Source organism: Caulobacter sp. GW821-FHT10A10, assembly GCF_059415745.1.
The window spans coordinates 390,377-405,787 of sequence record NZ_JBWKNV010000005.1 but is presented as its reverse complement, the minus strand read 5'-3'; the positions used below and the strand labels follow the sequence as shown (position 1 = coordinate 405,787).

Sequence of the window (15,411 nt, the reverse complement as noted above, 5' to 3'; positions counted from 1 at the left end):
TTCGATCGGAGCCCCACGATGAAGACCCGCGCCGCCGTCGCTTTCGAAGCCAAGAAGCCGCTGGAGATCGTCGAGGTCGACCTCGAAGGGCCCAAGGCCGGCGAAGTCCTGATCGAGATCAAGGCCACCGGCGTCTGCCACACCGACGCCTACACCCTCGACGGCCTGGACAGCGAAGGCCTGTTCCCGTCGATCCTGGGCCACGAGGGCGCGGGCGTGGTGGTCGAGGTCGGCGCGGGCGTCACCAGCCTGGCGGTCGGCGACCACGTGATCCCGCTCTACACGCCCGAATGCCGCCAGTGCAAAAGCTGCCTCTCGGGCAAGACCAACCTCTGCACGGCCATCCGCGCCACGCAAGGAAAGGGCCTGATGCCGGACGGCACCAGCCGCTTCTCCTACAAGGGCCAGACCATCCACCACTACATGGGCTGCTCGACCTTCTCGAACTACACCGTGCTGCCCGAGATCGCCGTGGCCCGCATCCGCAAGGACGCCCCGTTCAAGACCGCCTGCTACTGCGGCTGCGGCGTGACCACCGGCGTCGGCGCGGTGACCAACACCGCCAAGGTCGAGCCGGGCGCCAACGCCATCGTCTTCGGCCTGGGCGGCATCGGCCTCAACGTCATCCAGGGCCTGAAGCTGGTGGGCGCCAACATGATCGTCGGCGTCGACATCAACCCCGACCGCGAGGAATGGGGCCGCAAGTTTGGCATGACCCACTTCGTCAATCCGAAGGACGTGTCGGGCGACCTGGTCGCCCACCTGGTGGCCCTGACCGACGGCGGCGCCGACTACACCTTCGACGCCACCGGCAACACCGGCGTCATGCGCACCGCGCTGGAAGCCTGCCACCGCGGCTGGGGCGAGAGCATCATCATCGGCGTGGCCGAGGCGGGCAAGGAGATCGCCACCCGTCCGTTCCAGCTGGTCACCGGCCGGGTCTGGAAGGGCACGGCCTTCGGCGGCGCCCGCGGCCGCACCGACACGCCGAAGATCGTCGACTGGTACATGGACGGAAAGATCCAGATCGACCCGATGATCACCCACGTCCTGCCGCTGGAGCGCATCAACGAGGCCTTCGACCTGATGCACGCGGGCGAGAGCATCCGGACGGTTGTGACGTTCTAAGGTCTTCAAGCTCCACCCCTCCCCCTCGATGGGGGAGGGGCAGGGGTGGGGGTGACGCCCCCGTTTCAGGATTTGGCGCGGTCGTGGTGACGTCCGCCGCCGCAGTTCACCCCCATCCCCGACCCTTCCCCCATCAAGGGGGAAGGGGGAGACGCGCGCCATGACCGTCGAAACCCTCGCCACCCACCGCACCCAGGGCGGGACCCTGCGCTACTGCCGGCACGACAGCGCCAGCACCGGCACGCCGATGAAGTTCACGGTGTGGACGCCGGACGGGCAGGGGCCGTTCCCCTATCTCGTCTGGCTGTCGGGCCTGACCTGCACCGAAGACAACTTCACCACCAAGGCCGGGGCCTATGCCTGGGCGGCAAGGCACGGGATCGCCATCGTCGCGCCCGACACCAGCCCGCGCGGGGAAGGCGTCGCCGACGATCCGGCCTACGACCTGGGGCAGGGCGCTGGCTTCTATGTCGACGCGACCGAAGCGCCGTGGGCGCCGCACTTCCAGATGTATTCCTATGTCACCAGGGACCTGCTGGAGGCCGTCGATGGCGCCTTCCCGCTGGATCCGGCCCGGCGGGGGATCTTCGGCCACTCTATGGGCGGCCACGGCGCCCTGACCATCGCCCTGCGCAATCCGGAACTCTTCAAGTCGGTCAGCGCCTTCTCGCCGATCGTCTCGCCCCTGAACTGCCCGTGGGGCGACAAGGCGCTGACCGCCTATCTCGGCTCCGACCGCGCCGCCTGGCGGGCCCACGACGCCTGCGCCCTGATCGAGGACGGTTTCGGCCAGGGCTTCGACGAGATCCTGGTCGACCAGGGCCTGGCCGACAATTTCCTGGAAAACCAGCTGAAGCCGCAGCTGTTGGAAGAGGCCGGCGCCGAGGCCCGGCTGAAGGTCACCGTCCGCCGCCAGGAAGGCTACGACCACAGCTACTTCTTCATCGCCACGTTCATCGGCGACCACATCGACTGGCACGCGGGGCGGCTTTGAGCCCTCGTTGAAGGCTGGCTATCCTGTGGTAGACTTCGGGCATGGATATCGAAGCGTCCATTTTCGAGCTGGATGACGAAGCCGAGGCTGCGGCTGACGCCGAAGGGCTGGCTGACATGGCGGCCGGCCGAGTGGTGCCTCATGAAGAGGTGGCGGCTTGGCTCGACACTTGGGGCAAGCCGGGCGAGCAGCCGGCTCCGGCGGCTTGGCGCAAGTAGTCTGAACTTCGCGAGCGCTCGCCGACCTGTCGGCGATCCGATCCTATATCGGTCAGTTCAGCCCGCTCGCGGCTCAGCGCATGGCCATTCGCCTGAAGAAGGCGGGCGATAGCCTCGCCGACCATGCCCTTCGTGGACGGCTAGCCACGGCGACCTTGCGTGAGTTGACGATCGTGCCGCCGTATCTGATCCGCTATCACGTCGGCGGCGGTGTCGTGACCATCATCCGCATTCGCCACGCGGCGCGGTTGTGAACTTTCGGTAATTCATCCCGGGTTCAGCCGCCGAACGTTCCTCTCCGCCAAGGCCAAGTTCGGCCGCTGAGGGGTGCTAAACATGCAGAAGAAACTGGCCGTCCTGGCCCTGGTGATGGCCGCGGGCCTGTCGACCTCGGCCTGCGTCATCATCGACGCCGACCACGGCGGCAAGCGCGACGTCACCGTCAAGATCAACGACAGCGACGACCTGGAGTCGATCTACGCCGTCGGCCTGGAGAAGGGCGAGCTGGTGGCCCGGGTGTCGTCGAACGGCTGCACCAAGGCCGAGGACTTCAAGGTCGAGGCCAACCGCCGCGACTCCGTCGTCGCCATCACCCTGGTCCGCGAGCGTCCGGACCTGTGCCGCGCCCTCGTGCCCGAGGGCAAGGACGTGCGCTTCGACCTCGACGGCCTGGGCGTGCAGCGCAACGACCGCATCCGCGTGCGCAACCCGTTGCAGCGGCCGTAAATTACGCTTGTCAGTCTTTCGTCGCCGCGCCACTCTCGTTTCGAGAGAGAGGCGCGGATGGCCCAGAGGCTGACGGGACGGTTCGAAGGCAAGCCGATGGCGGCGGTCAATCTGGCGCCGCTGGTTCCCGTCCTGATGGTCGTGCTCGCGGTGTTGGCCGCGACCGGTGGCGCGACCGAGACGCTCCTGCCGGTGCAACTGCCCAGCTGCACCATGCCGCCTCCCCATTACGTCGAGCCGCCGCGCACCGTGGTGTCGGTCCTGGGCGACGGTCGCTACGCCGTCGACGGCCAGGTCGTGGCCCGCGACGCCGTGCCGGCCAGGGTCAAGGCCCTGGTCGCCGCGCGGGGCGCGAGCATGGTCTATGTCCGGGCTTCCGAGGACATGCCCTACGCCCAAGTTCGGGCCGCCATCGCTCTGCTGAAGGAGACCCGTATCCGGATCACTTTCCTGCCCGACTGGATGGCTGCATGAGGCTGGCCGGCGTGACCCGTTCCGCGCGTCTCGTGGCCGCGCCGAACTTGACGCCGCTGGTCGGCGTGCTGCTGGCGCTGTTCGCCGGCGCTGCTGGCCTGGCCGGCGCGACCGAGCCGACGACGAGCCTGGAGCTGCCGCCGGCCGCCTACATGAATTGCCACCCCCTTCGGCAGTCGGTTCAGTTGGTCGTCGAAGCGGACGGCGCCTATCGCCTTGACGGGCGCGTGGTCGGGCGGAACGGATTGGACGCGGCGCTGGCCAGGCTCGCCGCCGCCGACCAGCGACTGGCCGTGCGGGCCGGACCCGATGTCGCCTATGGTTCCATCCGGCCGTTGGTCGAGGCGGCGGGACGCGCCGGGGTCGGCGTCGATCTTGTCCGTGAAAGGTCAAGCTGATGGCGCGGCTGGCGGGACGGTTCGCGGGCGAGCCGCTGAAGGCGATGAACCTGGCGCCGATGATCGGCGTGCTGCTGGCCGTGTTCGCGATGGTGGCGGCCTCGGCCGTCAATCTCGAGAAGGGCGTCAATATCGACGCTCCGGTGTGCAACATGGGACCGCCGCCGGGCGTCGACTGGCCGCAGGGCGTCTACATCTCCATCCAGCGTGACGGTCAGACCTATGTGGGGGCGACCCGTATGGCCGGTCCGGACGCCGCCGTGGCCGACGCGGCCCGGGAGGCGCGCGAGCATGGTCTCAGGTTCGTGATGATCCGCGCCGACGCCGACGTGCGCTATGAGGCCGTGGCCGCCGTGGTGCGGGGCCTGGCCGACGTCGGGCTGAAGGCCGGCTTCATCAACGAGGACCTTCACTGATGGCGCGGCTGGCGGGGAGGTTCGCGGGCGAGCCGATGGCCGCGCCCAACGTCGCGCCGCTGGTTGGCGTTCTGCTGGGCCTGTTCGCCGCGACGCTGATCGTCGCCCGGCCGCCGGCCGCGCCGCAGGTCGAACTGACGCTTCCGCCGGCGTTCTCCCACATGAACTGCTTTCCGGGCCGCCAGGCGACGTTCCTGTCTCTGCACGAAGGCCGCTACTTCCTCGTTCATGGCGGGGATGAGATCGAGACCGCTCCCGCCGACATCACCGCGCGCCTACGGACGCTGGCGTCCGTCCACCCCGATGCGATCGTCGATGTTCGCGCCGACGGCGAGGTTCCCTTCGCCCGCTTCATGGCCATGTCGAGGCGGTGAAATCCGCAGGCCTGCGACCGCGCATGATCAATGAGGATCTTCACTGATGGCGCGGCTGGCCGGACGTTTCGCCGGCGAGCCGATAAAGGCGATGAATCTGGCGCCGATGATTGGCGTGCTTCTGGCGGTGACGGCGGGAGCCGTTGCCTCATCCTCGGGCGAGAGCGCCGAACTGTTGTCGCTCGAGCCGCCGCCGTTGCAGGCTTGCAAGTGCAAAGAGCCATTCATCATACATGTCGCGGCGGGCGGAGAGGCTGTCAGGTTCGCCAGCGACGGACGAATCCTGCGGTCAAGCGCGCCCGACGATCTGGGCGCCATCGTCGCCGATCTGAAGCGCAGCCGGATCACGGTGGGGGCGGTGATGATCGAGGCCGATCCCGATGCGAGCCATGCCGACGTCATGCGGGTCTACCGGGCGGTACGGGCAGCCGGCGGGGATCGTCTGCAGTTCACTCAGACGCCCGACTGGGCTGCCGCGGTCGGATTGACTCCCCCGGCCCCCTACGTCATAACCCGCGCCTTCACGCCGCCGGCTCGCCGCGCGGCGCGATGACCTTATGACGGATTTGACCCGAAGCCGCCGTTGAGATCGCACCTCCTTAAGGGGGAGCCGGCCCGGATCGATTGAAAGACCGACCTATGTCGAAGCGCCATAGCGCCAAGTACAAGATCGACCGCCGCATGGGTGAAAACCTGTGGGGCCGTCCGAAGTCCCCCGTCAACCAGCGTTCCTACGGCCCGGGCCAGCACGGCCAGCGTCGCAAGAGCAAGGTGTCGGACTTCGGTCTGCAGCTGCGCGCCAAGCAAAAGCTGAAGGGCTACTACGGTAACCTGACCGAGAAGCAATTCTCGCGCACCTACGAGGAAGCCGCCCGCCGCAAGGGCAACACCTCGGAAAACCTGATCGCGCTGCTCGAGTCGCGCCTGGACGCCATCGTCTACCGCGCCAAGTTCGTGCCGACCGTGTTCGCCGCCCGCCAGTTCGTGAACCACGGCCACGTGACCGTGAACGGCAAGCGCGTGAACATCGCTTCGTACCGCTGCAAGCCGGGCGACGTGATCGCGGTCCGCGAAAAGTCGCGCAACATGGCTCTCGTGCTCGAAGCCGTCGCCTCGAACGAGCGTGACTTCGCCGAGTACGTCTCGGTCGACGCCAAGGGCCTGTCGGCCACCTTCGTCCGCGCTCCGGAACTGTCGGAAGTTCCGTACCCGGTGAAGATGGAACCGAACCTCGTCGTCGAATTCTACGCTTCGTAAGACGCGTCGAACTCGCAAGAGATCGGAAAAGGCCCCGGAGCGATCCGGGGCCTTTTTTGTTTCCAGAATCCCTCTCCCCTTGCGGGAGAGGGTGGCCTCGCGGAGCGAGGTCGGGTGAGGGGTCTCTCAGAACCTTCAGCGCGACCCCTCATCCGTCGGCCTTCGGCCGCCACCTTCTCCCGCAAGGGGAGAAGGATCGAAGGCGGCCCTTGAAACGCCAAAACCCCTCCCTATCTCCAATGAGCGGGCCGGGCCCCTCTGGCGCAGCGTTGTGGGACACAACGCGCGTGATGTCGGACCGCATCGGGTGTTCTCGATGTCTGGGTCCGGGTTTCCCTCCCCCCTCGTGCCGGACCTGACGTCGGGAACACCCGTCCACTCTTGGACAAGGGACCCGACCGACCATGCCTCTCCTGATGTGCCCCAACTGCGACGGCTCCATGCAGGCCGTGCAACGCGCCGGCGTCGAGTTCGACATGTGCCCCAAGTGCCGGGGCGTTTGGCTCGATCGCGGCGAACTGGAAAAGCTGATGGCCCTGGAGCGCGAGGACGCGCAAGGCGCGCCCGCGCCGGCCGGCGCCTCGCCCTTCGGCCGTCCGCAGCCCGCCTACGAACAGCGTCCCGAACCCCGCCGCTACGACGACAACTGGCGCGGCGACCACAAGCGCCCCGACGACCGCAAGCGCTACGACCATGACGACGACTACCGTCGCCACGGCCATCACAAGAAGAAGCGCTTCGACCTCTTCGACATCTTCGACTGATCCATACCCTCAAAGGCCATGAACCACTTCAAGACCTTCGCCCTGCTCGCCGGCCTGACGGCCCTGTTCGTCGGGGCCGGCTACATGATCGGCGGCGCGACCGGCATGCTGATCGCCTTCGTGCTGGCCGCCGGCATGAACGTGTTTTCCTACTGGAACGCCGACAAGATCGTGCTGCGGGCCTATGGCGCGGTCGAGGTCGACGAAGCCCACCCCGAGCCGCTGGTGCGAAACTACGCCCGCGACGTTCGCGATCTGGCCCAGCGGGCAGGCCTGCCCATGCCGCGCGTCTGCATCATCGACAGCGACCAGCCCAACGCCTTCGCCACTGGCCGCAACCCCGAAAACGCCGCCGTGGCCGCCACCACCGGCTTGCTGGCCATGCTCGACCGTGACGAGATCCGCGGCGTCATGGCCCACGAGCTGGCCCACGTGAAGAACCGCGACACCCTGACCATGACCGTGACGGCGACCATCGCCGGCGCGATCTCGGCCCTGGCCAACTTCGCCTTCTTCTTTGGCGGTTCGCGCGAGCACGACGAGCGTCCGGGCGGGATCATCGGGGCCATCGCCCTGGCCATCCTGGCCCCGATCGCGGCCATGCTGGTGCAGATGGCCATCAGCCGCTCGCGCGAGTACGAGGCCGACCGGGTGGGGGCGCAGATCGCCGGCGACAACCGGGGCCTGGCCCGCGCGCTGGAGAAGATCGACGCCTATGCCAGGGGCGGGGTGATCAACCACGAGGCCGAGCGTAATCCGGCCACGGCCCACATGTTCATCATCAACCCGCTGGCCGGCCGCGGCGCCGACAACCTGTTCTCGACCCACCCGGCCACCCACAACCGGATCGAGGCGCTGCTGAAGCTGGCGATCGGGCAGGGCACGCGGCAGCGGCTGGAGACGGCCGTGCCGACCAGCGCGCCCAACCGCAAGCCGGGGCCGTGGAGCTAGGAAAGGTGTCAGGGGAGCCCCGCCGCCTTTCTTGCCGTAAACATTAGGTCGTCATCCCGGCCCCAGCGAAGCGGAGAGCCGGGATCCAGGTGCGACCACGCTGCGCCGGCCCCTAGGTCCCGGATAATCCCTTGCGGGCTTTCCGGGATGACGAATTGAGAGGGCGTCGCTGACGAAGGCCAGGCCCAGCACGCCCTCGTAGAAGGCGCGTGCTTTTCCGACGTCGCCGACCGCCAGGAAGCCCATCGGGGCGGCGTCACCGAGCCTGCTCGATCCCGCGGTCAGGCGTTGGGGCTCACTGCGAGGGGAACGGCGGCGGCGGGACGTACACGCCGGGTGCATACGGGTAGGACACGTAGGTGCTGGGATAGACCGACTGGGGCCGGGCCGAGAACCACTGTTCCGGGAAGGGGCCCACCGGACCCATGGGCCGCAGGCGTATCGGCATCGTCACCCAGTCGTCCCACGCCAGGCAGGTGCTCATGATGTCGGCGCTGTCGGCGCGGCAGCTGAAGCCGTCGGCGGTCTGGCGGCACTTGTCCAGGGTCGCGGCGGGTTTGTAGCAGGTGCCCTTGCGCCTGGCCTTGGCCTCGGCTTCGGCGCTCGCCGCGCGCATGGCGTCTTCCTTGGTCGAGGCCTGGGCCCAGTGCCAGGTGCTGGCGGCCGCGCCGCCGGCCGTGGCGAGCGCCGAAGCCGAAGCCAGGGCCAGGCCGATCGCGATGACATGCGCCTTCATGAGTTCGCCTCCCGACATTTGTTACGTCGATTTCGACATCCATCCGACGCTGTCGTCAACAACCTTTGCGGATGTTGTGGGATTGCGTTCCACTTTTGGGATGTCCCCGGCGGGCTCACTCCACCAGCGGCGCGCGCGACGGATCCAGCCGCACGATCTCGCGGATGCCGACCAGGGTGATGAACGAGCGCACCCGGCGGTCGTCGTTGAGCACCTCGTGGGTGAAGGCCTCGTAGGCCTCCATGGTCGGCACGGTGACGGTCAGCAGGAAGTCGGTGCTGCCGGTCACGTGCCAGGCGCTGAGCACCTCCTTGCGGGCGGCTACCCCGGCGGCGAAGGCGTTGAAGAGGGCGCTGCCTTCGCGCTCCATCTCCACCAGCACATGCATGGTCAGGCCGGCGTTCAGCCGGGCGGGATCGACGATGGCCACGTCGGCGACGATCACGCCTTCCTTGCGCAGCCGCCGCAGGCGACGCAGCACGGCGCTTTCCGACAGGCCGACCTTCTGCGCCAGGCTGCGGGCCGGTTCGAGGTTGTCGCGGCGGACCAGTTCCAGAAGCTTGCGGTCGAAATTGTCGAGTGTGACGGATTTCGTCATTTGGGCCTACGATATCGCCTGTTTCAGGCGGTATACGACGAATTTCGGCGAGAAGCGTCGAGGATCGACGCCTATTTTCCGGGCATGTCCTCCGTCGCCCTCCGCCGTCCCGCGCTCGACGCGCTGCTGCCCTATGCCGCCCTGTTCGGGGGCATGGTGACGCTGGCTGGCGGCACGTCGTTCGCCAAGAGCCTGTTCCCGCTGGTCGGGGCGCAGGGCACGAGCGCCTATCGCGTCGGCTTCGCGGCCCTGCTGCTGCTGGTGCTGTGGCGGCCCTGGCGCTTTCCGCTGAGCCGGCGCGACGTGATGGGCGTCGTCTTCTACGGCGCGGCCACCGGGGTGATGAACCTCAGCTTCTACATGGCCCTGCGCACCATCCCGCTGGGCGTGGCCCTGGCCATCGAGTTCATGGGGCCGCTGACCCTGTCGCTGCTGCACGCGCGCAAGCCCAGCCACTTCCTGTGCATCGGCCTGGCCGCCTTTGGCCTGATGCTGCTTCTGCCACTGAAGCTGGGCGGGCCGGCGCTGGATCCGGTCGGCGTCGCCTTCGCCCTGGCCGCCGCGGTCTGCTGGGCGCTCTACATCGTCGCCGGCAAGCGGCTGGGCCATCTGCACGGCGGCCGCTCGGTGGCGCTGGGCATGAGTGTGGCGGCCCTGATCGTCGTGCCGTTCGGCGTCGCCGGGGCCGGTGCGGCCCTGCTCGATCCGCGCCTGATGCTGCTGGGCCTGGTGGTCGCCGTCTGCTCCAGCGCCGTGCCCTATTCGCTGGAGATGATCGCCCTCAAGCGCATCCCCAAGCGCACCTTCGGCGTCATGCTCAGCGTCGAGCCGGCGATCGGCGCCCTGGCCGGCCTCTTCGTGCTGGCCGAGCACCTGTCGCTGCAGCAGTGGGCCGCCATCGCCTGCATCGTCGCCGCCTCGGCCGGCGCCATCCTGACCACCACGCCCGAGAGCGCCGTGGTCGACGACGCCGAGGCGCTGGAGCGGCCGGGCGGCTGAGCCTTCAGTGGCAGGGACCGATGGTCTCGCCGCCCAGATTGGTCACGAAGACTTCCGGGTCGATCCGCATCCGCGTGGCGCCGCCCTTGTAGTCGTCGCCTGCTCCAAGGCCGTGCCGGAAGCGCAGCTCGGCTGTCCGGCCACCGTGCTCGAGGATGACCTGGCGTCCACGATCGCTGGGTCTCAGGGTCACGACGCCGCCGTCAGGGCAGGCGATGCGCCGCGTCTCGCCGTCGACGAGATAGGTCGGGCCGCAAGCGGCGAGCAGCATCGACGCGGCCACGGCGATCACGGCCGGCCGCATCTACTTGGCCTCCACCGGCAGCAGGCGGGTGTATTCCCAGCCCCACGGCAGGCCCGTCTCGCCCAGGGCCGCCTTGACGATCGACGGGATGATCCGCTGGCCGTCGCCGGCGTTGGTCAGCACCACCACGCAGGCCCGGCGCTTCTCGACACAGACCAGCATGTTGTCGGTGATGTCGTTGTGGCCGCCCTTGAAGAAGGCGTGGCCCTGCGGCCCGTCGAAGGTGACGACGCCCACGCCGGCCGAGAGCTTGATCCTGGCGTTGTCGGGGTTCTTGTCCTCGGTGAAGGGCGGGAACTGGTAGGCGGCCGGGATCGCCAGGCTTCCGCGCGAGAACTCGGCGCGGGCCTTTTTCGACAGGCCCCAGCCGCTGGCCATGGCCGCCGCCAGCTTGCCCATGTCGTCGATCGTGGTGTCGAGCGAGCCGGCCGCCTTGACGCTGGAGCGGTCGTCGTGGCCCTCCCACTTGCCGTCGGCCTGACGCCCGTCGGCCAGGTCGGTCGCGAAGTCGTCGCGCCAGACCATGCCCGAGCGGCTCATGCCCAGGGGCTTGAACAGGCGCCGGTCCATCTCCTCGCCGACCTTCAGGCCCAGGCCCTGCTCGATGACGAACTGCATCAGGTTGAGGCCCTCGCCCGAATAGGCGTAGCGGCTGCCCGGCTCGAACTTGATGTCGAGCTTCTCGTCGGGGTTCAGCCAGCGGAAGTTCGGAAAGCCCGCCGAGTGGGTCAGCAGCATGCGCGGCGTGATCTTGCGCCAGCGCGGATCGGCGGCGAGGTCGGCATAGGCCTTGTAGTCGGGCAGGGGCTTGGGGAGAATTTCGGCGATCGGCTTGTCGAGATCCAGCTTCCCCTCGTCGACCAGCATCATCACGTAGTAGGCGAAGGTCGTCTTGGTCAGCGAGGCGGCGTACATCACCGTCTGCGGCGTCAGGGGATCGCCCTTCTGGTTGCGCACGCCCATCGCCGTGACGTGGGCGACCTTGCCGTTCTCGATCACGGCCACGGCCACGCCGGGGATCTTGCCCAGGGTCGTCAGCCGGGCGATCTCGCCATCAAGTTTTGAGCCCAGTTTCGGATTTTCGGCGCGCGCCGATCCCGCGGCCAGACACAAGCTCGCCGCCGCCCACGCCAGAGACTTTCCACGCATTTCCAGAGGCCCCACTGTTGCGCGCACCCTCGCGCCGGGCGACCTTGGCGGCCATGGGCGTCTTTTTCAACCGCCGCGTGCTGCTGGCTGGGCTCTTGCTCTCAGGCTGCGCCACCGTTCCCGCGGCGCCAAGGCTGCTGCCGGCTGGGTCCGACGCGCCGGGCGAGTTGGAGCCGCTGCTGGGCGTGCGGCTCGACGCCGATGGCCTGGTCGTCCGCCTGAAATCGGCCGGCTGCCTGCGCAAGGAGGACCTGCGCTTCTTCGTCGACCGGAAAGGCGGCGTCCCGTCGGTGGCCTTCGCCCGACGTAGGTTGGAGACCTGCAAGGGCGGCGGGCCGGAGGCGGTCGAGGTGCGGTTCGGGTGGGGTGAGCTCGGCTTGAGCGGAGCGCGGGCGGTGCGGGTGCTCAATCCACATCCCTGACCCCTCTCCCCTTGCGGGAGAGGGTGGCCTCCCGAAGGGAGGTCGGGTGAGGGGTCTCTCAGAACTCAAAACCGCGTGCAGGGGCCGGGTGGGAGCGTCTCACATTTGAGAGACCCCTCATCCGTCGGCTATCGCCGACACCTTCTCCCGCAAGGGGAGAAGGGCGTTTCAACCCTTCGGCGTGAAGCGTTCGACCATCCAGGGCAGCACCCGCGCCGGGCGCTTGGCGGCGATGTCGATCAGCACCCAGTCGGTGCGGCTCTGGGCGCACATCTCGCCGTCGGGGCCGTCGATGCGGACATAGCGCTCGAAGCGCGGTCCCTTAAGCTCGCCCACCCAGGTGTAGCCGGTGGCGACCTCGTGGGGCAGCAGTTCGCGGCGGTAGTCGATCTCGTGGCGGCGGGCGACCCAGCTCCAGGGAGCCCGTTCTTCTTCCGAAGCCCAGGCCTCCCAGTGAGCGATCGCCAGGTCCTGGGCCCAGCCCAGATAGACCACGTTGTTGACGTGGCCGTTGGCGTCGATGTCCGACGCCTTCGGCTCGAAGGTCAGGGGATAGGCGTCGGCAGGCGGGACGAACAGTCGGCTCAAGCCGAGATCACGCCCTGCTCGATCAGCAGGGTCTTCAGCTCGCCCGACTGGAACATCTCGCGGACGATGTCGCTGCCGCCGACGAACTCGCCCTTGATGTAGAGCTGCGGGATGGTCGGCCAGTCGGTGAAGGTCTTGATGCCCTGGCGAAGCTCGTCGTCCTGCAGCACGTCGACGCCGACGAACTCGACGCCGAGGTGGTCGAGGATCTGCACGGCCACCGACGAGAAGCCGCAGCGCGGCTGGTCGGGCACGCCCTTCATGAACAGCACCACCGGGTGCTCGGCCACGGTCTTGGCGATGAATTCGATGGCGGGAGAGGCGGCGACTTCAGTCATGGCGGGGAATTCCTTGGGCGTAGCCTCTCAGCTAGGCGCCGCAAGCCCCCGGGTCAAGCGCGGCGCTTGGCCCCATCGGCCTGTTCGGCCGAAAACCGCGCCATCTCGATCTGGGCGGCGCTGCTGGTCGGCAGATCGCGCTCGACCACCTGGGCCAGGGCTTCCAGCTTGTCGCGCTTGCGGGTGATCACCTGAACGGTGGCCAGCGAGGGTTCGGTCAGGGCGTAGCCGAGGCAGAGCGCCTGGGCGTCCCAGCCGGGGGTGCTGTCGAGGAAGTCGTATCCGCCCAGATTGGCCAGCGGATCGGTGCGGCGTCGCCAGAGCGACGGCTTCTTGAAGATCGGCCTGGCTTCGCGCTCGCGGATCGACTGCGGCCAGAAATCCTCGCCGATCACCGCCACGTCGCGGCCGAAGGCGTTGCGGACGCGGTGGCGGTCGGCCCAGCCGGACGACAGGTTGAACGGCGCGGCCAGGGCGTCGAACACGCCGGTGGCCAGATGGCGCTCCTGGCTGTCGCCGCGGCTGGCCAGGCCCAGGGACTGGATCAGGCCCGACTGGCGCAGCCCCTTCAGGGCGGCCAGGGCCGAGGGCGGAAAGGCAGAGCCTGGGTCATCGACCGTGACGAGGTTCAGATAGGAGAGGCCGCAGCGCTCGACGGCGAGATCGACCACGTCGTGGGCGGCCTGGGCGCTCAGCAGCTCGCCGCCGCTGCGCAGGCGCCAGCCCACGAACAGCAGCCGCCGCTCGATGGTGGTCAGGGACTCGCCCACGCCCTCCAGCAGGGCGTTGGACGCGCCGTGCACCTCGAAGCTGTTGATGCCGGCTTCGAGGGCCGTGAAGATCAGGTTGCGCCAGTCCTTGCCGCTCATGCGCGGATGGTCGGCCAGCCTCAGCGTGATCGCCGAGATCGCCATGCCTTCCTTGCCGAACGGACGGTAGCGCAAGGGCCTTACTCCGTGGGGGCGGCGGTTTCGAGCGCCAGGGCGTGCAGTTCGCCGCCCAGCACGTCGGCCAGGGCGCGGTTGACCATCTGGTGCTGCTTGACGCGGTTCAGGCCGCGGAAGGCGTGCGAGACGATGCGCGCCTTGTAGTGATCGCCGTCGCCGGCCAGGTCGGTCAGCACGATCTCGGAGTCCGGGAAGGCCGCGTTCAGGCGGGCTTCGAGCACGTCGGGCGCCATGGGCATGGGGCGGAGTCTCCGATCCTTGGAAGGGCTAGATGCCCGATAAACCTTAAGATCGCGCATATGGCGGGTGCCGCGCTCAGGTGCAATCGACGCAGGGGCGAGCGCCTTGCTGCGATCGCGCTTGACGATAACGCGATCTCACGCAACGATCACGCATCCGTGAATTTTGCGTGAGGTGGACGTGATGCGGTGGTTGGGGGTGTGGTCGCGGCGCTGGCCGCGACGGGGCTGGGCGGCTGTTCGTTGGTCATGTCCGAAAAGCCCTGGTTCGGTCCGGGGGACGCGCGCGGCGCGCCGGAGTTGCGGCAAGGGTTTTGGGTCAATGCCGGGCACGACGGTTGCCGCGTGCGCGCCGACCGGCCGGTCAGGCGGTGGTCGAAATGCAGCATCCTGCTGGTGCGCGAGGGCGAGTACCTGGCGCTCGGCTATGACAAGAGGCGCTGGGCTTGGCAGCCGTGGCCCATACTGCTCGCCGGACATGATCCGACGATCGTGCAATGGCATGGGGACGAGGAAAGCCCCGGCTATGGCTATGCCGCCGCAGAGCCGGCCAGTTTCGACGCCGAGGGGCGCGTCACGGCCCTGAACCTGTGGCCGCTCACCTGTCGGGGCCAGGCCTGGGTGACGACCATCGACGAGTACGGGAGGGAGCTCGTGACGGAAGGGCCTCTTCGCCCAGGCGTCGTGGCCAGTGACGAGGGGTCATCGATCAGCTGCGTGGTCGAAAGTCGAGACGCGCTGATCGCCGTGGCCAAGGCGAGCAAGCCGTTCGATGGTGACGCCGTGGAAAGCTGGCGCTGGGTCCGCGAGCCTCGCCCCGACGACTTCGCCAAGGCGCACCGATGATCGCCGCCCTGCTGGCCGCCGCCGTGGCCGCGACTCAGCCGCCGCTGGTGGTGCGCGAAGGGATATGGAGCCTGGACTGCTCGAAGAACGAAGCCGGCTGTTCTACGGTGCTCGTGCGCGGTGGCGAGGTGCTCACCCGGGTCGACGGCAAGATCCTGCGCATGCCGCTTCATTTCGTACCTGGTGATCCACCGATGCTGCGGCTCGACCAGGACTACGACGACAAGTTCGGCGGCTTCATAGATCTGGACGAGGCCTATTCGACCCACTGGCGCAGCTATGTCGGCGTCGGGATTACGGGCCGTGACGCGCGGGGGCGGGTTACGCGTCTCCACTTCTGGCCGATCTGGTGCGAGGTCCCCGAGGACGGCAAGGCGTCGAAGCAGCCTGGCGTGCGCTGGGACCCCGTCCGTCACGCCTGTCTGGTCGACGGCAAAGACGCCATCCGCGCGGCCTCGGCCGAGGATCGCGATCTCTATGGGGACCTCTTTTCCTATCAATGGATCCGCGATGCTGGCCCGGAGGAGGTGCCGCGCTAGGTGGAC

At 68.3% G+C, this 15,411-nt stretch carries 24 protein-coding genes and 2 pseudogenes; 18 read left to right on the top strand and 8 right to left on the bottom strand.

Annotation, left to right across the window (positions count from 1 at the left end; genetic code table 11):
- The first annotated feature begins 18 nt into the window (after positions 1–18).
- From AC07NS_RS16255 to AC07NS_RS16190, 14 genes and pseudogenes are all read left to right on the top strand, one after another.
- A complete protein-coding gene (locus AC07NS_RS16255) occupies positions 19–1,128 on the top strand; it encodes an S-(hydroxymethyl)glutathione dehydrogenase/class III alcohol dehydrogenase (RefSeq protein WP_494604832.1) in 1,110 nt (369 codons plus the stop codon).
- 160 nt (positions 1,129–1,288) lie between these two features.
- The gene (gene fghA / locus AC07NS_RS16250; protein WP_494604831.1) at positions 1,289–2,122 is read left to right on the top strand and encodes an S-formylglutathione hydrolase; all 834 of its coding nucleotides are present in this window, start codon (positions 1,289–1,291) and stop codon (positions 2,120–2,122) included.
- Between the two features lie 41 nt (positions 2,123–2,163).
- The gene (locus tag AC07NS_RS16245) at positions 2,164–2,340 is read left to right on the top strand and encodes an antitoxin (RefSeq protein ID WP_487287886.1); all 177 of its coding nucleotides are present in this window, start codon (positions 2,164–2,166) and stop codon (positions 2,338–2,340) included.
- Positions 2,341–2,357: 17 nt separating this feature from the next.
- A pseudogene (locus tag AC07NS_RS16240) lies at positions 2,358–2,594 on the top strand (type II toxin-antitoxin system RelE/ParE family toxin); the annotation flags it as partial.
- Positions 2,595–2,676: 82 nt separating this feature from the next.
- Positions 2,677–3,066, top strand: coding sequence for a hypothetical protein (locus AC07NS_RS16235; RefSeq protein ID WP_487287884.1), 390 nt, complete (start codon positions 2,677–2,679; stop codon positions 3,064–3,066).
- Between the two features lie 57 nt (positions 3,067–3,123).
- Positions 3,124–3,540, top strand: coding sequence for an ExbD/TolR family protein (locus AC07NS_RS16230; RefSeq protein WP_494604829.1), 417 nt, complete (start codon positions 3,124–3,126; stop codon positions 3,538–3,540).
- An 11-nt stretch (positions 3,541–3,551) separates the two neighbouring features.
- Positions 3,552–3,938, top strand: coding sequence for a biopolymer transporter ExbD (locus AC07NS_RS16225; RefSeq protein ID WP_494604827.1), 387 nt, complete (start codon positions 3,552–3,554; stop codon positions 3,936–3,938).
- Positions 3,938–4,354 carry an ExbD/TolR family protein gene (locus tag AC07NS_RS16220; protein WP_494604825.1) on the top strand — a complete coding sequence of 139 codons (417 nt, stop codon included), beginning with the start codon at positions 3,938–3,940 and terminating at the stop codon, positions 4,352–4,354. Before AC07NS_RS16225 ends, AC07NS_RS16220 begins: the two co-directional genes overlap by 1 nt.
- A complete protein-coding gene (locus tag AC07NS_RS16215; RefSeq protein WP_494604823.1) occupies positions 4,354–4,728 on the top strand; it encodes an ExbD/TolR family protein in 375 nt (124 codons plus the stop codon). Before AC07NS_RS16220 ends, AC07NS_RS16215 begins: the two co-directional genes overlap by 1 nt.
- A 46-nt stretch (positions 4,729–4,774) precedes the next feature.
- On the top strand, positions 4,775–5,281 hold the full coding sequence (locus tag AC07NS_RS16210) for a biopolymer transporter ExbD (RefSeq protein WP_494604821.1): 507 nt from the start codon (positions 4,775–4,777) through the stop codon (positions 5,279–5,281).
- An 86-nt stretch (positions 5,282–5,367) separates the two neighbouring features.
- Positions 5,368–5,985, top strand: coding sequence for a 30S ribosomal protein S4 (gene rpsD, locus AC07NS_RS16205; protein WP_110121502.1), 618 nt, complete (start codon positions 5,368–5,370; stop codon positions 5,983–5,985).
- Between the two features lie 404 nt (positions 5,986–6,389).
- A complete protein-coding gene (locus tag AC07NS_RS16200; protein WP_494604819.1) occupies positions 6,390–6,749 on the top strand; it encodes a TFIIB-type zinc ribbon-containing protein in 360 nt (119 codons plus the stop codon).
- An 18-nt stretch (positions 6,750–6,767) separates the two neighbouring features.
- Positions 6,768–7,700, top strand: a complete 933-nt coding sequence (htpX, locus tag AC07NS_RS16195; protein ID WP_494604817.1) for a zinc metalloprotease HtpX — start codon at positions 6,768–6,770, stop codon at positions 7,698–7,700.
- A gap of 52 nt (positions 7,701–7,752) precedes the next feature.
- Positions 7,753–7,873: pseudogene (locus AC07NS_RS16190) on the top strand (hypothetical protein); the annotation flags it as partial.
- A 122-nt stretch (positions 7,874–7,995) separates the two neighbouring features.
- Here the strand turns inward: AC07NS_RS16190 and AC07NS_RS16185 are convergent.
- Positions 7,996–8,436 (bottom strand): hypothetical protein, encoded by a 441-nt coding sequence (locus tag AC07NS_RS16185; protein ID WP_494604815.1) that lies wholly within the window; start codon positions 8,434–8,436, stop codon positions 7,996–7,998.
- Between the two features lie 115 nt (positions 8,437–8,551).
- Positions 8,552–9,034 (bottom strand): Lrp/AsnC family transcriptional regulator, encoded by a 483-nt coding sequence (locus AC07NS_RS16180; RefSeq protein WP_110121498.1) that lies wholly within the window; start codon positions 9,032–9,034, stop codon positions 8,552–8,554.
- 84 nt (positions 9,035–9,118) lie between these two features.
- On the opposite strand from AC07NS_RS16180, the gene AC07NS_RS16175 reads away from it, so the two are divergent.
- Complete coding sequence (locus AC07NS_RS16175; RefSeq protein WP_494604813.1) at positions 9,119–10,033, top strand: EamA family transporter; 915 nt, start codon at positions 9,119–9,121, stop codon at positions 10,031–10,033.
- 4 nt (positions 10,034–10,037) lie between these two features.
- Here the strand turns inward: AC07NS_RS16175 and AC07NS_RS16170 are convergent, their stop codons facing one another.
- Positions 10,038–10,337 (bottom strand): hypothetical protein, encoded by a 300-nt coding sequence (locus tag AC07NS_RS16170; RefSeq protein WP_494604811.1) that lies wholly within the window; start codon positions 10,335–10,337, stop codon positions 10,038–10,040.
- Positions 10,338–11,486 (bottom strand): serine hydrolase domain-containing protein, encoded by a 1,149-nt coding sequence (locus tag AC07NS_RS16165; RefSeq protein WP_494604809.1) that lies wholly within the window; start codon positions 11,484–11,486, stop codon positions 10,338–10,340. It lies immediately after the preceding gene.
- A gap of 17 nt (positions 11,487–11,503) precedes the next feature.
- Here AC07NS_RS16165 and AC07NS_RS16160 point away from each other — a divergent pair, with 17 nt between their 5' ends.
- The gene (locus AC07NS_RS16160; protein WP_494604807.1) at positions 11,504–11,908 is read left to right on the top strand and encodes a hypothetical protein; all 405 of its coding nucleotides are present in this window, start codon (positions 11,504–11,506) and stop codon (positions 11,906–11,908) included.
- A gap of 168 nt (positions 11,909–12,076) precedes the next feature.
- Here the strand turns inward: AC07NS_RS16160 and AC07NS_RS16155 are convergent, their stop codons facing one another.
- From AC07NS_RS16155 to AC07NS_RS16140, 4 genes are read right to left on the bottom strand one after another with little or no spacing between them, the layout of a single operon-like run.
- Positions 12,077–12,496: an acyl-CoA thioesterase gene (locus AC07NS_RS16155; RefSeq protein ID WP_494604806.1), complete on the bottom strand. Its 420-nt coding sequence runs from the start codon at positions 12,494–12,496 to the stop codon at positions 12,077–12,079.
- A complete protein-coding gene (gene grxD / locus AC07NS_RS16150) occupies positions 12,493–12,834 on the bottom strand; it encodes a Grx4 family monothiol glutaredoxin (protein WP_494604804.1) in 342 nt (113 codons plus the stop codon). Before grxD ends, AC07NS_RS16155 begins: the two co-directional genes overlap by 4 nt.
- 53 nt (positions 12,835–12,887) lie before the next feature.
- Positions 12,888–13,778 carry an aldo/keto reductase gene (locus AC07NS_RS16145; RefSeq protein WP_494604802.1) on the bottom strand — a complete coding sequence of 297 codons (891 nt, stop codon included), beginning with the start codon at positions 13,776–13,778 and terminating at the stop codon, positions 12,888–12,890.
- A gap of 5 nt (positions 13,779–13,783) precedes the next feature.
- Entirely contained in the window at positions 13,784–14,020 is a 237-nt protein-coding gene (locus AC07NS_RS16140; RefSeq protein ID WP_494604800.1) for a BolA/IbaG family iron-sulfur metabolism protein, read from the bottom strand.
- A 249-nt stretch (positions 14,021–14,269) separates the two neighbouring features.
- On the opposite strand from AC07NS_RS16140, the gene AC07NS_RS16135 reads away from it, so the two are divergent.
- Both AC07NS_RS16135 and AC07NS_RS16130 read left to right on the top strand, forming a co-directional pair.
- Positions 14,270–14,866, top strand: coding sequence for a hypothetical protein (locus AC07NS_RS16135; RefSeq protein ID WP_494604798.1), 597 nt, complete (start codon positions 14,270–14,272; stop codon positions 14,864–14,866).
- Entirely contained in the window at positions 14,863–15,405 is a 543-nt protein-coding gene (locus AC07NS_RS16130) for a hypothetical protein (protein WP_494604797.1), read from the top strand. Before AC07NS_RS16135 ends, AC07NS_RS16130 begins: the two co-directional genes overlap by 4 nt.
- The last annotated feature ends 6 nt before the right edge of the window (positions 15,406–15,411 follow it).